Here is a 14,198-nt window from a genome sequence, read left to right on the forward strand (position 1 = left end):
ACCATGGCCGAAAACCCTGAGCCCCCCGCGTTCCAGCGACTGGGACCCGTCAACTGGCTGCCCGAGGAGCGCAAGCTCGTCGAGCGGTACGAGGCCGAGGTCAGGGAGCTGCGGCGGCGGCTGGAGATCGCCGAGGCCAAGGCCGCGTACGCCGGCTGGAAGCTGGAGGCCACCCAGGCCAAGCGCACGTTCAAGCTGGGCGAGGCCCTGGGCTCGAAGAGCCCGGGCAGGATCGTCGAGGCGGTCAGGTCGAAGGACAAAGCGCCCAAGCCGCCCATGCCGGTCACCGAGGCGGTCGAGCTCGCCAACCACCGCCCCCCGCTGGTCGAGGTGCCGGCGGCGAAGTGGCCGCTCGGCCCGGTCAACCGGCCCGACCTCAAGGTGGCGGTCATCCTGGACGACTTCTCCAGGATGGCCTTCAGGTACGAGTGGGACCAGATCGAGTTCGGCCTCAAGGACTGGCCGGAGATCTTCGCCGACAAGCGCCCCGACCTGCTGTTCTGCGAGTCGGCCTGGCACGGCAACCAGGGCCGCTGGCGCTACCAGATGACCGGCACGAACGCCCCCAAGGAGCCGCTGCGCGACCTGGTCGCCTGGTGCCGCGCCGAGGGCATCCCCACGGTCTTCTGGAACAAGGAGGACCCGCCGAACTTCGACTTCTTCATCGACACGGCCAAGCTGTTCGACTACGTGTTCACCTGCGACGGCGACATGCTGCCGAAGTACCGCGAGGTGCTCGGCCACGACCGGGTCGACGTGCTGCAGTTCGCCGCCCAGCCGCGGGTGCACAACCCGATCCAGCAGAAGCAGGGCCGGCTGCACGACGTGGTGTTCGCCGGCATGTACTTCCGCGACAAGCACCCCGAGCGGCGCGAGCAGATGGAGGTCGTCCTCGACCCGGTGCGCGAGCTGGGCCTGCACATCTTCGCCCGCAACGGCGAGGTGGACGAGAAGTACGCCTGGCCGGAGAAGTACCGGCCGCACATCGTGGGCGAGCTGCCCTACGACCAGATGCTGGCCGCGTACCGGATGTACAAGGTCTTCCTCAACGTCAACTCGGTGCTCGACTCGCCGACCATGTGCGCCCGCCGCGTCTTCGAGCTGTCGGCGTGCGCGACCCCGGTGGTGTCGGGGTGGTCGCGGGCGATCGAGGAGACGTTCGGCGAGCTGGTGCCGATCGCGCGTGAGCCGGTCGAGTCGTACAACCAGGTGCTGCACCTGATCAACAGCCCCGAGCTGCGGGCCAGGATGGGCCACCTGGCGATGCGGGAGGTCTTCGACAAGCACCTGTTCTCGCACCGGGTGGACCAGATCCTGCAGAACCTCGGCCAGGCCACCACGCCCCGGTCGCGCTCGATCTCGGTCGTGCTGCCGACCAACCGGGCCGCGCAGATCGAGCACGCGATCTCGTCGGTGGCCCGGCAGCTCCACCGGCCGCTGCAGCTCGTCATGGTCCTGCACGGGCTGGACATCGACCCGGTGGTGGTCGCCGACAAGGCGCGGATGGCCGGCATCACGGACGTCGTCGTCCTGCCCGCCGCACCGGAGCTGACGCTCGGCGCCTGCATGAACCTGGGCATCGCCGCCGCCGAGGGCGACCTGATCGCCAAGATGGACGACGACAACCTCTACGGCGAGCACTACCTGTCGGACCTGGTGCGCGCGTTCGACTACTCCGACGCCGAGCTGGTCGGCAAGGGCGCGCACTACGCGTACTTCGAGGGCAGCAACACCACCATGCTCCGGCTGCCCGGCCTGGAGCACCGGTACTCCTTCCTCGTCCAGGGCGGCACGTTCCTCGGCAAGGCGGACATGTTCCGCTCGTACGGCTTCGCGGACATCACGCGGGGGGAGGACACCCAGCTGGTACGCCGGCTGAAGGAGGACTCCGTCAAGATCTACTCGGCCGACCGGTTCAACTTCGTCTACTGGCGCAGCGCCGACGCCTCGATGCACACCTGGCAGGCCGACCACATCAAGCTGACCCGCAACGCCCAGTTCTCCTTCGTCGGCCGCCCGGACGACCACGTGCTCATCTGAGCCTCAGCGGGTGACGCGGGCCAGGTTCTGGTCGGCCAGGCGGGCGAGCTCGTACAGGCCGGCCGCCTTCACCTTCTCGCCGACGACGAGCATGCTCATGATCAGGTGGGCCCGCCTGATCACGATCGACCCGATCTGGGCGCGCTTGTCGCCGCCGGAGGCCGTCGTCAGGTACGCCCGCGACTCGTCGCCCCTGGCCGGCATGGCCAGCTTGGCGGTGCGGTAGGTCACGTCCGCCCCCTCGACGGTGGCCTTGTACAGGGCGCACTGCTGCGGCAGCGGCGCCGGCATGGACGCCGACGGCATCGACACGACGGCCTGCGTGATCGAGCCGCGCGCGGCCGAGAAGGCGATCACGGCGGCGGGCGCCTGGGCCACCTCCGGCTTGGCCGCGTCGAGCTGGGCGGCCCCGGCGCACTCCGGACGTTCCAGCTTGGCCTGCTGAATGGCGGCCAGCCCCTCCTGGGTGGACTTGAGCGAGCCGAACGCCCCCATCTCCGGCCCGTACGCGATGCGCATGCCCTTGGGCACGGGCAGCAGGGCGGCGCGCAGCCGGGCCGCCTCCACCGCCGAGGAGGACGCGGCGGGCTGCGCCGACCCGGCGGCCTGATCACCGGCCTCGCCGGCGGAACATCCGGCGACGACCATCATGCTCAGACATACCCCCGAAATAGCCTTAAGCACGAATTCTCCCCTTGCTCTAGCGGCTTTTTCGAAAACGCTAGAGGAAGGGCCGAGTAAGGAGCCGAGTAACGGCGCTATTCACGGAATTCGGCGGGTTCGCGAGGGATTTCAGGTTCGCGAGAGGTTTTGGCTTCGCGCGGGACAACGGGTTCGGCGCCGTTCCGGCTTCCGCCGTCGAGCAGCGCCCTGGCCAGGCCGATCCCGGTGCCGCCGAGCGTGAGCGCCTTGGCCAGCAGCTCCTCCACGCCCTGAGCGCCGTTCAGCACCACCATGTGGTCCACGTTCCCGAACGCCTTCGCGCCCGCCTCGACGACCTCCGGCCAGCGCTCGGCGAGCTGCTGGGCGATGACCGCCTCCTGGTTCTCCTTCAGCGCCTCGGCCCGCGCCCTGATCGCCTCGGCCTCGGCCAGGCCCAGCGCCCTGGCCGCCTGCGCCTCGGCCAGCCCGCGCGCCTGGGCGGCCTGGGCCTCCGCCTCACCCGCGATCTTGGTGGCCGCGCCGGCCGCCTCGCCGCGCAGCCGTACGGACTCGGCCTCCGCGGCGGCGGCCAGCTTCACCTGGCTCGCCTGGGCCCCGGCGCGCAGCTCGGTCTCCTGCGCCTCGGCCTGGGCCTGGGCGATCCGGGCGTCCCGGTCGGCCTGCGCGAGCGTGACGGTCTCGTACGCCTTGGCGTCGGCGGGCTTGCGCACCTGCGACTGCAGTCGCTGCTCGGCGAGCTGGGCCTCCAGCTCAGCGGCCCGGGTCTCCTGGACGACGACCTCCTGCCGGGCGGTGGCCTCCGACAGCGGCCCGGCCTGCCGGGTCGTGGCCTGCGCCCGGTCGATCTCGGCCTGGTAGGCGGCCCGCTTGAGCTGCGCGTCGCGCTGGGCGGCGGCCTTGTTGGCGGCGGCGATCTGCTCGGCCTCGGTGGCCTCCTGGTCGCGCTGGGCCTGGGCGATGCGGGCGACGGCCGCGACCCTGGCGGCGTGCGGCTTGCCGAGGTTGGCGATGTAGCCGGTCTCGTCGTCGATCTCCTGGATCTGCAGCGAGTCGACGATCAGCCCGAGCTTGCTCATCTCGTCGGCCGCCGAGGCCCTGGTCTCGCTGGTCAGGCGCTCGCGGTTGAGTATCAGGTCCTCGATGGTGAGGTTGCCGATGATCGAGCGCAGGTGCCCGGTGAACAGCTCGTGGATCGCGCTGGTCATGAAGTCCTGCTGGTCGAGGAAGCGGCGGGCGGCGTTGGCGATCGAGGACAGGTCGTCGCCGACCTTGTAGATGACCACGCCGCGGATGTGCACGGGGATGCCCTGCTGGGTGACGCAGGAGACCTGGAGATTGGCCGCCCTGGTGTCCAGGCGCAGCCGCCGGGCGGCCTGGAAGCCGGGGAGCACGGCCGTGCCCTTGCCAGTGATGATCTTGAAGCCCAGGCTGTCGACGCCCTCGCCCCGGCGGCGCGCCCCCAGACCGGAGATGATCAGCGCCTCGTTGGGCTCGGCGACTCGCCAGACGGCTTTGAACAGCAGAATCACGATGACGACCGCGACGACCGCGGCTCCGGCGACGATGAAGACCTCGGGGGACATCCGCCCCTCCCTAGACGAGTGCTCCGGCCACGTAAACCGTCCGCGGGGGGAAGTAGTCCACCACGACGACGATGGTTCCGAGGCCGAACTCCTCGTCGGGCACACTGGGGTGGGCGTAGAAGGCCTCCACCCCGCCCCTGACCGGGATCATGACCTCGCCGACGAGCCCAGGGCCGATCTTTCCGGTGACTCTGCCCTGCTTGCCGACCACCGCGCTCCCCCCGCTCGCTTCCGTTCCGGACGCTACTCCAAACGGGCATTCGCGGTAATAGGCCACGCAAAATGTTTCTCGAACCGCTGCGCGCCCCTGTGGGGCTTTTGGTCGAAGTGCTGATGATCGCCCTCATGAGCAGGAATCCGCGCGACCTCGGGATGGATGTGCCCATTTCCCGCCGTGACTTGTTCGACGGGATTGCGGTGAGCGCTCTGGCAAGCTCGGCGGCGAAGGCCGTTGTCAATGCCGCGGAACCGGCCGGAGGACTGCGCGGGGACACCGCGCAGGCGGTCGCCGTGCCGCACGCGCTGCGCGACGGCCGCTTCTGGCGGCACGCGGGCCCGCCCGAGCCCACCGGCGAGAGCTACGACCTCGTGGTGGTGGGCGGCGGGCGCAGCGGTCTCAGCGCGGCGGCGGAGTGGCTGCGCCGGGAGCCGCGGGCCCGCGTGCTCGTGCTGGACAACCGCGACCCCGGCGAGCACGGCGGCCCGGCGGGGTTCGGCGCGCGCCCGGCCGTGCGCGTGATGTGCGACAGGGAGACCTTCGGCGCCGACACGCTGGTCCCGGCCGACCGGCTGGAGGAGCTGCCGCTCGCCGCGCGGGCCGTCGACGACCTGCGCATGCTGCGCGACGACCCGCCCGACTGGTTCCCCGGGCTGTCGCAGGAGGACAAGCAGGAGCGCCTGGCCGGGCTGACCTACTCCGGGTTCCTGCTGGAGGTCTGCGGCGTGCATCCCGACGCCGAACGGTTCTGCCGGACGCTGCCGTGCGCCGAACGGGCCTACGACGGCCGGGCGCTCGGGGCGGTGGACGCCTGGGCCGCGGGTTATCCGGGCTTCGGCGGCCTGGGGCTCGACAAGCCCTCGCGGTACGCCTCGGCGGCCGGGCCCGCGACCGCGGGCCCGCTCGGTGCCGCGCGGGCGGTGCTGCGGCCGTCCAGCCCCGTGGTCTCGGTACGGCACGGGGACGCGTCCGTGGTGGTCGCCTACTTCGACGGGCATCGGGTCAGGACCGTCGGCGCGGAGTCGGTGATCATGGCCTGCTGGAGCGCGGACGTGCCGCACCTGGTGCCCGACCTGCCCGAGCAGCAGCAGCTGGCGTTGCGTCAGGCGGCCCGGCTGCCGGTCCTGGAGGCGAGCGTGCGGCTACGCGGCGGCCGGGCGCGGATCGGGCGCACCCGCTGGACGGGCGCGTTCTGGTGCCTGAGCGAGCCCGCGCCCGAGGGGTTGCGCCTGCTGGCCACGCCGTGCCGGTCGGAGCTCGGGCCCGTGGCGGGGGCGGCGGCGGGCCGGCGGGAGATGATGGCGACGCCGTACGACCGGCTGGCGGACGGGGTGCGCGACCAGGTGGCCCGGCTGCTGGGCCCGCGGGCCGGCGTCGAGGCGGTCACCGTCCACCGCTGGGGGCACGGGCTGCCAGTGGCGTACTGCAGGCCCTGGCACCCCTTCTACCCCGACGGCCCCTTCCCCGCCGACGTCGCCCGCAGGCGGTTCGGCCGCATCGCCATCGCCGGGTCGGACACCGAACCGGCGGCCGGCGGCGACGCGGCGGTGGTGGCCGCGCACCGGGCCGTGCGCGAGCTCACCGCATGAGGCCCTGGCTGCGGGTCTTTCTCGGCGGGCTGGTCCTGTGGCTGGCCACGGTCGCCGTCACGGCCTGGACGGCCAACTCCAACCTGGTGCCGACCGTCGTGCTGTTCGGCAGCTTCCTGATCCCGGTGACGTTCGTGGTGTGGGCGCACGGGCGCGACCGCTCGCCGGTGGTCACGGTGGAGCTGCAGTTCCGGGCGTTCGTGGTCGGCGGCGTGCTCGGGGTGCTCGGCGCGTCGCTGCTGGAGAGCTGGCTGATCCGGCCCTCGTTCGTCATGTACGCGCTGGTCGGCCTGATCGAGGAGGGCGTGAAGCTGGCCGCGCTGATGTACGTCACCCGGCACGCGGTCCGGCGCTCGTCCAGGGACGGCGTGGTGCTCGGCGCGACGGTCGGCTTCGGCTTCGCCGCCTTCGAGAGCTCCGGTTACGCCTTCAACGCCCTGTTCACCGCCGACGGCCTGTCGCTGGCGCAGCTCGTCGAGACCGAGATCCTGCGCGGCATCCTGGCCCCGGTGGGCCACGGCCTGTGGACCGCGATACTCGGCGGCGTGCTGTTCGCCGCCCACGGACGCCTCACCGGGCACGTCGTGTGGTGCTACCTCGGCGTCTCGCTGCTGCACGCGTTGTGGGACTCGATGAGCGCCATCGCCATCGCGATCACACTGGTCCTGACCGGGCGGCGGTGGCAGTTCGAGCTGCTGCGGATCGGCCGGGTGCCGAACGTGACCGAAGGGCAGGTGCACGTGTACACGCTGGTGAACTGGGCCGGACTCATCGTGATCTCGCTGGTCGCGCTGGGGTGGCTCTGGCGGGTGCTGCGTGCGGCTCGCCGGGAGACCGAGATCATGCCCCAATAATCACGGTAATCATCCTGTTCCTCCCACTGCGCCGGAACCATAAACGATGCTAGTCTCCTGTGCGATCTTCCGGAGGTGTATTTACACAAGGTGTGGAAATGCCCCCGACTCGAGGTTGGGACATGGGCTCGCGAAACCGGTCAATTCGGTTCAAGATCTTTTTATTGCTGCTGCTACCCCTCCTGTCTCTCAGCGCGCTGTGGGGTTTCGTCCTCAACCTGACCATGGGCGACGCACAGTCACTCCTCCGGGCCGACACGCTCTACGAAACACTCGGCGTCACCTCCACCGACCTGGGCGTACAGCTCCAGTCCGAACGGGTGCGCTCCGCCGAGGCGCTCACCACCCGTGAACTCACCGAGGTCCTGGGCGCGCAGCGGGCCCGTACGGACAAGGCGGCGGCCGACTTCCGGCACGCCGTCACCGAGGCGGGCGACGCGGTCGGCGACGACCTGCGGACGCCGCTCGACGCCCTGACCGCCCACCTCGACCGGCTCGGCGCCATCCGCGCCGACATCGACGGCGGCATCAGCTCCCGCCTGGCCGGCGTGGACGCCTACAACCAGGTGCTCGACGCCGTCTTCGCCCTCTACGACCACCTGATCTCCGTCTCCGACCTGACCGTCTTCCAGCAGGCCACCTCCCTGCACGCCATGGGCAGCGCCCGGGAGTACATCGCCAGGGAGCACGCCCTCATCGTCGGCGCGCTGGTGGACAAGCGGCTGACCGAGCCCGAGCGGGCCGCCTTCACCGAGTACGCGGCCTCCAGGAAGTTCCTGCACGCCCGCGGGCTGGCCGGGCTCGACGTGCCGCTGCGCAGGCCGTTCGAGCAGGTGTTCGCGTCCCAGCCGTTCCTGACCTTCTCCGCACTGGAGTCCAGGGTCGTCAAGACCGGCGCACCGCCCGCCGATGCCGAGGCGTGGAAGAGCGCGGTGGACCGGCTCACCACCGAACTGGACCGCGACAGCGCCGCCGCGGCCAGGACGCTGGCCGGCCGGACCTCGCGGGCCGCGACCGGCACGGTCGTCGAGATCGCCGTCGCGGGCGGCCTCGGGTTGATAGCCGTGCTCGCGTCGATCATCATCTCTGTACGCTTCGGTCGCCGCCTGGCGGGCGAGCTGTACGGGCTGCGCACCGCCGCGATCGAGCTGGCGGAGGTGCGCCTGCCCGACGTCGTGGACAGGCTGCGCAAGGGCGAGGACGTTGACGTGCGGAAGGAGGCCAGGGCCATCAGGGTGAGCGGATCGGCGGAGATCACCGACGTCGGCCGGGCCTTCGCGTCCGTGCAGCGCACGGCGGTGACGGCGGCCGTCGGCCAGGCCGCGCTGCGCCGCGGGGTCGGGCAGGTCTTCCTCAACCTCGCCAGGCGCAAGCAGGGCCTGCTGCACCGGCAGCTCGGGCTGCTCGACGGCATGCAGCGCCGCACGCACGACCCCGACCGGCTGGAGGAGCTCTTCCGCCTCGACCACCTGACCACCCGGATGCGGCGGCACGCCGAGAGCCTGATGATCCTCTCGGGCGCGCCCCCGGCACGGGCCTGGCGCCGGCCGGTGCCCGTGATCGACATCGTCCGGGCCGCGGTCGCCGAGGTCGAGGACTACACGAGGGTCAACGTCGAGGCCATGCCGGTCAGCGCGTTCGACGGCGGGGCCGCGGCCGACCTCACGCACCTCGTGGCCGAGCTGATCGAGAACGCCACCATCTACTCACCGCCGGACACCGTGGTCCAGATCCGCGGCGACGTGGTCAGCAACGGCTACGCGATCGAGATCGAGGACAAGGGGCTCGGCCTGTCGGCCGTCGAATACGCCGCGATCAACAAGCTGCTGGCCGCGCCGCCCGAGTTCGACCTGGCCGACAGCGACCGGCTGGGCCTGTTCGTGGTGGCCAGGCTGGCCGAACGCCACGGCGTCAAGGTCCAGCTCCGCCGCTCGCCCTACGGCGGCACCGCGGCCATCGTGCTCGTGCCGCGCTCGCTGGTCGCCGACCAGGCCGCGCTGACCTCCGGCGACGACGACGGCCGGCCGGCGGAGCTGCCGAGCCGGACGAAGAAGGCACTCGCGGTGGTCACCTCGGGCACCCACGCCGGACTGCCCAGGCGCGTGCGCCAGGCGAACCTGGCGCCGCAGCTCAAGGAAGAACCGCCGGAGCCGGAGCCGCAGGCCGAACGCTCTCCCGACGAGGTACGCGATCTGTTCTCCGCGTTCCAGCGGGGAACCCAACGTGCCCGAGAAGAAGCCTCCGAGGAGGAGCCCATGAGCAAGGGGGACGCATGACTGCGCAAACCACCAACACCGGTGAGCTGAACTGGCTGCTCGACGACCTGGCAGGCAGGGTCGCCGCCGTCCGCCAGGCGGTCATCCTTTCCACCGACGGCCTGGCCGTCGGTTACTCCAAGGGATTGACCCGCGAGGACGCCGAGCACCTGTCGGCCGTGGCCGCGGGCTTCCAGAGCCTGGCCCGCGGCACCGGGCGCCATTTCGGCGGCGGCGACGTGCGCCAGACCATCGTGGAGATGGAGAGCGCGTTCCTGTTCGTCACCGCGGCCGGCCAGGGCACCTGCCTGGCCGTGATCGCCGAGGCGAACGTCGACGTCGGGCACATCGCGTACGAGATGGCGATGCTGGTCAAGCGGGTGGGCCAGCACATCACCACCAACCCGCGCGCGGGAACGGCATGACCGACGCCCCCCGCTGGTACGACGAGGAGGCCGGGCCGGTCGTCCGGCCCTTCGCCCTCATCCGAGGCCGGACGCGCTCGTCGGGAGACGCCTTCGACCTCGTCGCGTCCGTGCGCGCGCTCGCCGACCAGGCGGCCGACCTCGGGCCGGAACAGCAGCTCATCCTGCGGGCGGCGCGGAGCCCGATCTCGGTGGCCGACCTGGCCGTCGAGCTCGACCTGCCCGTAGGCGTCGTCCGGGTGCTGCTCGGCGACATGCGTGACCACGGCCTCATCTCGGTGACGTCGCCCTCGGCAACGGGGTCGCGTTCGAATGAGCGCATTCTCAAGGAAGTGATCAATGGACTCCGTGCTCTCTGAGGACCCCGTCGCGCTGAAGATCCTCATCGCGGGCGGGTTCGGCGTCGGCAAGACCACCCTGGTCGGGTCGATCAGCGAGATCAAGCCGCTGCGCACGGAAGAGGTGCTCTCCGACCGCGGGATCGGGGTCGACGACCTCGACGGCGTGGAGGCCAAGACGACCACCACCGTGGCGATGGACTTCGGCCGCATCACGATCCGCGACGGACTGGTCGTCTACCTGTTCGGCACCCCCGGCCAGGAACGGTTCTGGTTCATGTGGGACGAGCTGTCCTACGGCGCGCTGGGCGCGGTCGTGATCGCCGACACCCGGCGGCTGACCGACTGCTTCCCGTCGGTGGACTACTTCGAGCAGCGCGGCACCCCGTTCGTGGTGGCCGTCAACTGCTTCGACGGCGCCTCCCAGCACAGCGTGGACGACGTGCGCATCGCGCTCGACCTCGACGACGACGTCCCGGTGATGCTGTGCGACGTGCGGCGCAGGGCCTCGGCCAAGGAAGTGATGATCACCCTGGTCGAGCACTCCCTGCGGACGCTCACCGCCGCCAACTAGGACGCGCGGCCCGCCGCGAACCCGGGCGGGCACGGCCCGCCGCCGGGCTAGAGCGCGCGCAGCCCGTTGATCACCTCGCGGAGCAGGCTCTCGGTCGGGGTGGCGGTCTTGTCGCGCGGCGGGCGCACGTCGATCAGGTCGTACTCCAGCAGGTCGCCGAGCAGCACCCGGACCACGCCCACGGGCAGCCCGAGCTCCGAGGCGACCTCGGCGACGGGCCTGGAGTGACCGGTCAGGCAGCTCATCAGCCGCCGGTGCTGGCCGCTCAGCTCGGCCTTGGCCGGCGCGGGCCGTCCCGTCGAGACGACGGTCGCCAGCAGATCGAGGGCCGGGGACGAGGGCCTGGTGCGCCCCCGCGCCACGGCGTACGGCCGGACGACGGGCCCGGCCTCCTCGTCAACCCACTCGTGCTCGCCGCTCACGCTCGGGAACCCCCATCCTGGTCGCTTTCCTGCCGCCCCCGCTGCCATCCGGACTGGAGTGAGGAGAGCAGCGCCCTGGTCTCCTCAGGAGAACGCTCGTCGGCCACGGGCGTCATGGGCGCCGGTGGCGTCGGCGCGGCCAGGGGCGCCTGCCTGAGCCGCTGCCGCTGCGGCAGGCCCGTCTGCCGGTCGCGGCGGGGCAGGTCCTGCCCCTCGCCCGGCGCGGGCCCCGCGCGCTTGCTCGTGCGCACCCGGCGCGGCAGCTCGCCCGGCCCGGTCGCCTCCCCCGCGTCGGCCGGCCGCTCGGACCGGAGGACGGAGACGGACACGGGCTCGAACTCCATCGGCCGCACCGGCGTCGCCATGGGCTCGACCAGCGATCCCGGCACGAGCACGATGGCGGTCGTGCCGCCGTACGGGGACAGCTTCAGCGTCACCTTGATGCCGTGCCGGGCGGCCAGCATGCCGACCACCGCGAACCCCAGCCGCTCGGTCTGCGCCGGGTCGAACTCGGGCGGGCTGGCCAGGCGGTCGTTGATGGCCTTGCGGGTCTCCTCGTCCATGCCGAGGCCGCGGTCCTCGATCTCGACCGCGAAGCCCCTGCCGACCATCTCGCCGCGCACCGAGACCTCGTTGGCGGGCGAGGAGAACGACGTCGCGTTCTCGATCAGCTCGGCGAACAGGTGCATGAGGTCGGCCACGGCCGAGCCGGACACGCCGCACTCGGGCATCGGGTAGACCCGGACCCGGGTGTACTCCTCGACCTGGGCGGCGGCGCCGCTCAGCACGTCCTCGACCGGGATGACGCCGCGCCACCTGCGGCCCGCCGTGCCGCCCGAGAGCAGCACCAGGCCCTCGGCGTGGCGGCGCATGCGGGTGGTCAGGTGGTCGAGCCGGAACAGGCGCTCCAGGGCCTCGGGCTCCTCGGTCTGGCGCTGCATCTCGTCCAGCATCCTGAGCTGGCGCTGCAGCAGCGACTGGCTGCGCCTGGCCAGGTTCCGCAGCGCCTCGGCCACGCCCTCGCGCAGCCTGGCCTGCTCGACGGCGGCGTCCACGGCGGTGCTCTGCACGCTGTCGAAGGCCGCGGCGAGGTCGGCGACCTCGCTGGTGGCGTTGCCGCCGACCTTGATCGGCGGCGCTTCGGCCTCGATGTCCACCCGTTCGCCGGTACGCAGCTTCGTCACCACGTCGGGCAGCCTGACCTCGGCCAGGTCCAGCGCCGTACGGCGGAGGGTGGCCAGCTCCCTGGTGATCCTGCGGCCCACCCGGACGGAGATGAAGATCGAGAAGGCCACCGCGATGAGCCCCAGCGCGCCCGCGATCGCGGCCCTGACCACGATGACCACGCCGGCCGGCTGCATCCGGCCGAGCAGCTTGTCCCCGGTGTCCCAGACGGCCTCGCTGTACTCCTTGAGCACCTGGTCGGCGATGCCGCGCCAGAGGTCCATGTCGGCCGGCTGGCCGGCGACGTAGCTCCGCAGGAGGCTCTCCATGGTGATGTACCTGGAGGAGTAGAACAGCTTCTCGAACGGCGCCCGCAGCTCGGTGTCGAGGTTGGCCAGCGCCTTCGGGAACAGGAACGTGCGGGTGCCGTCGATGCCGGCCAGCAGGTGCACGTCGTGCATCGAGGGACGGCCGTTCGAGCCGACCATCAGGGCGTTCTCGCGGCTGAGCAGCTCGCGCACCTCGTCGGCCGCGATCAGGCCGTGGGCCTGGAGGGACAGTTCGAGGTCGGTGCTGACGGTCAGCCGGGAGTACAGCAGGTGGACCTCGTCGGAGACCTTGGCGTACTCGGTGACCAGGTTGCCGGGGGTGATCCTGCGCTCGTCGACCTTGCGCCTGACCTCCGGCAGCCGGTCGACGGTGTCCAGGACGACCTGGAACTGCTTCTTCATGTCGTCGGTCATCGCCGACTGGGAGTCCTCCGACAGGGCCTGCTCGCGCAGGGTCTTCCTGGCGGCGTCCACCTTGGCGCGGGCCTTGGTCAGGGCTCCGGGCTCGGTCGCCGTGCCGGCGAGGCGTTCGGCGGAGGCCAGGCGTTCGACCTGAAGGCTGGAGACCAGGCCGTCGGCGTTGTTGATCACTCCCGACCAGATGGCGTCGACCTTGAAGAGGTTCAGCGCCTCACCCGTGGTCGTGCTCGCGGCGAAGCCCCAGAGCGCGATCAGGGAGATCAAGGGGATGACGAGCAGCGTCGAGATCTTGAATCGGATGGATCTGCCCGATGCCATGACACCTGCTCCCGCATAGAAGATCGCGGAGAGAATAGCATCGAAACAGACGAGATTAAGATCGACTAGCGATAAATCTGTGATATGTCGGGAAATTTGCGTCTACTGGGTGCTTCGGGGCGCGGACCGGCGACCACGTCAGCCACAGCGCCCACGCCGCCAGCAGGCCCAGCAACGACACCTCGGCGCCCAGCAGCAGCCGCTCGACCAGGCCGATCATGACCCGCTCCCCCGGCAGGGCCACGTACGTGATCGCCAGCAGCCCGAACCCGCCCGCCAGCGCCACCCACTCCACGGCCCGCGCGACGGGCTTCCAGTGGGCGTTCGCGGTCAGCCTGGGCACCAGCAGGGCCCCGGCGGCCGGAAGGCTCACGAACGCCGCGATCGACACGTACCGGTGGATCTGGGCCGCGAGGTCGAGATCGAGACCGAGCGGGACGGTCGGGATGACCGCCACCACGATCAGCGCCGCCGACCACACCATGAGCAACTTCTCCGGCAGCCCCCGGATCGGCGCCCCCATCCTCCGCAGGGCGGCCAGCAGCGTGAGCGAGCCGACCCCGAGCACCGCCATCGCGACCTCCGTGACGCCCCCGCGGTCGGTCACGGCGTACTCGCTGATGGTCACGTTCATGGGGTCGAGGTAGGGGTCGGGCCCGAAGTGGCCGACCAGGATCGCGACCACCGAGAACACGATCGATGCACAGGCGATCAGGGGGTAGAGCCTCGTCGGGGTCAGGAGGGCCCTCAGATTCACGCTCCAGGGCGCTCTCGCGACTCTCACTCTGCTGTTCGGCACTGCGGTCATGTGCCCAACTCTCGCGCCCCCAGGCGTGCCGCCACATCCGGTGGCACCCCCGAGCCGTCCCTGAGTCCACCCCTGAGTCCCCCTCCCCGGCCCCCGGAGGTGGACGGCGCTCCCCCGTCCGGCGAGGGTCCCGCCGATGGGCAACCAGCCGAAGGGGGTGCCGCTGTCACCCGATGCGATGCCCGTCTCATCGCCGGTT

13 protein-coding genes are annotated in these 14,198 nt (G+C 71.3%); 7 read left to right on the top strand and 6 right to left on the bottom strand.

Going from position 1 to position 14,198, the window contains the following annotated elements:
- The first annotated feature begins 3 nt into the window (after positions 1-3).
- The gene (locus tag AB0J76_RS03230; RefSeq protein WP_352318046.1) at positions 4-2,040 is read left to right on the top strand and encodes a glycosyltransferase; all 2,037 of its coding nucleotides are present in this window, start codon (positions 4-6) and stop codon (positions 2,038-2,040) included.
- A gap of 3 nt (positions 2,041-2,043) precedes the next feature.
- Here AB0J76_RS03230 and AB0J76_RS03235 read toward each other — a convergent pair whose 3' ends face one another.
- The 3 genes from AB0J76_RS03235 to AB0J76_RS03245 all read right to left on the bottom strand — a co-directional run bounded on the left by AB0J76_RS03235 (position 2,044) and on the right by AB0J76_RS03245 (position 4,497).
- Positions 2,044-2,691, bottom strand: a complete 648-nt coding sequence (locus AB0J76_RS03235) for a hypothetical protein (protein ID WP_352318048.1) — start codon at positions 2,689-2,691, stop codon at positions 2,044-2,046.
- A 107-nt stretch (positions 2,692-2,798) separates the two neighbouring features.
- Positions 2,799-4,286, bottom strand: a complete 1,488-nt coding sequence (locus AB0J76_RS03240) for an SPFH domain-containing protein (RefSeq protein ID WP_352318050.1) — start codon at positions 4,284-4,286, stop codon at positions 2,799-2,801.
- A 10-nt stretch (positions 4,287-4,296) separates the two neighbouring features.
- Positions 4,297-4,497, bottom strand: coding sequence for a hypothetical protein (locus AB0J76_RS03245; RefSeq protein ID WP_352318052.1), 201 nt, complete (start codon positions 4,495-4,497; stop codon positions 4,297-4,299).
- A gap of 206 nt (positions 4,498-4,703) precedes the next feature.
- Here AB0J76_RS03245 and AB0J76_RS03250 point away from each other — a divergent pair, with 206 nt between their 5' ends.
- The 6 genes from AB0J76_RS03250 (at position 4,704) to AB0J76_RS03275 (ending at position 10,538) form a co-directional block, all read left to right on the top strand.
- Positions 4,704-6,092: a hypothetical protein gene (locus AB0J76_RS03250; protein WP_352318054.1), complete on the top strand. Its 1,389-nt coding sequence runs from the start codon at positions 4,704-4,706 to the stop codon at positions 6,090-6,092.
- On the top strand, positions 6,089-6,946 hold the full coding sequence (locus tag AB0J76_RS03255; protein ID WP_352318056.1) for a PrsW family glutamic-type intramembrane protease: 858 nt from the start codon (positions 6,089-6,091) through the stop codon (positions 6,944-6,946). Before AB0J76_RS03250 ends, AB0J76_RS03255 begins: the two co-directional genes overlap by 4 nt.
- A 164-nt stretch (positions 6,947-7,110) precedes the next feature.
- Positions 7,111-9,222, top strand: a complete 2,112-nt coding sequence (locus AB0J76_RS03260; protein ID WP_352318058.1) for a nitrate- and nitrite sensing domain-containing protein — start codon at positions 7,111-7,113, stop codon at positions 9,220-9,222.
- The gene (locus tag AB0J76_RS03265; RefSeq protein ID WP_352318060.1) at positions 9,219-9,626 is read left to right on the top strand and encodes a roadblock/LC7 domain-containing protein; all 408 of its coding nucleotides are present in this window, start codon (positions 9,219-9,221) and stop codon (positions 9,624-9,626) included. Before AB0J76_RS03260 ends, AB0J76_RS03265 begins: the two co-directional genes overlap by 4 nt.
- Positions 9,623-9,985, top strand: a complete 363-nt coding sequence (locus AB0J76_RS03270; RefSeq protein WP_352318062.1) for a DUF742 domain-containing protein — start codon at positions 9,623-9,625, stop codon at positions 9,983-9,985. The genes AB0J76_RS03265 and AB0J76_RS03270 overlap by 4 nt, the downstream gene beginning before the upstream one ends.
- Positions 9,966-10,538: an ATP/GTP-binding protein gene (locus AB0J76_RS03275; RefSeq protein WP_352318064.1), complete on the top strand. Its 573-nt coding sequence runs from the start codon at positions 9,966-9,968 to the stop codon at positions 10,536-10,538. Before AB0J76_RS03270 ends, AB0J76_RS03275 begins: the two co-directional genes overlap by 20 nt.
- A gap of 47 nt (positions 10,539-10,585) precedes the next feature.
- On the opposite strand, the gene AB0J76_RS03280 is transcribed toward AB0J76_RS03275, so the two are convergent.
- Genes AB0J76_RS03280 through AB0J76_RS03290 form a run of 3 tightly spaced genes read right to left on the bottom strand, consistent with a single transcriptional unit; the run spans position 10,586 to position 13,990 of the window.
- Complete coding sequence (locus tag AB0J76_RS03280; protein WP_352318066.1) at positions 10,586-10,960, bottom strand: DUF742 domain-containing protein; 375 nt, start codon at positions 10,958-10,960, stop codon at positions 10,586-10,588.
- Entirely contained in the window at positions 10,957-13,191 is a 2,235-nt protein-coding gene (locus AB0J76_RS03285) for a nitrate- and nitrite sensing domain-containing protein (RefSeq protein WP_352318068.1), read from the bottom strand. The genes AB0J76_RS03280 and AB0J76_RS03285 overlap by 4 nt, the downstream gene beginning before the upstream one ends.
- Positions 13,192-13,246: 55 nt before the next feature.
- Complete coding sequence (locus AB0J76_RS03290) at positions 13,247-13,990, bottom strand: DUF998 domain-containing protein (RefSeq protein ID WP_352318298.1); 744 nt, start codon at positions 13,988-13,990, stop codon at positions 13,247-13,249.
- Positions 13,991-14,198: the final 208 nt, after the last annotated feature.

Origin of the sequence: Nonomuraea sp. NPDC049624 (genome assembly GCF_040675255.1) — a bacterium.
Lineage (GTDB): Bacteria > Actinomycetota > Actinomycetes > Streptosporangiales > Streptosporangiaceae > Nonomuraea.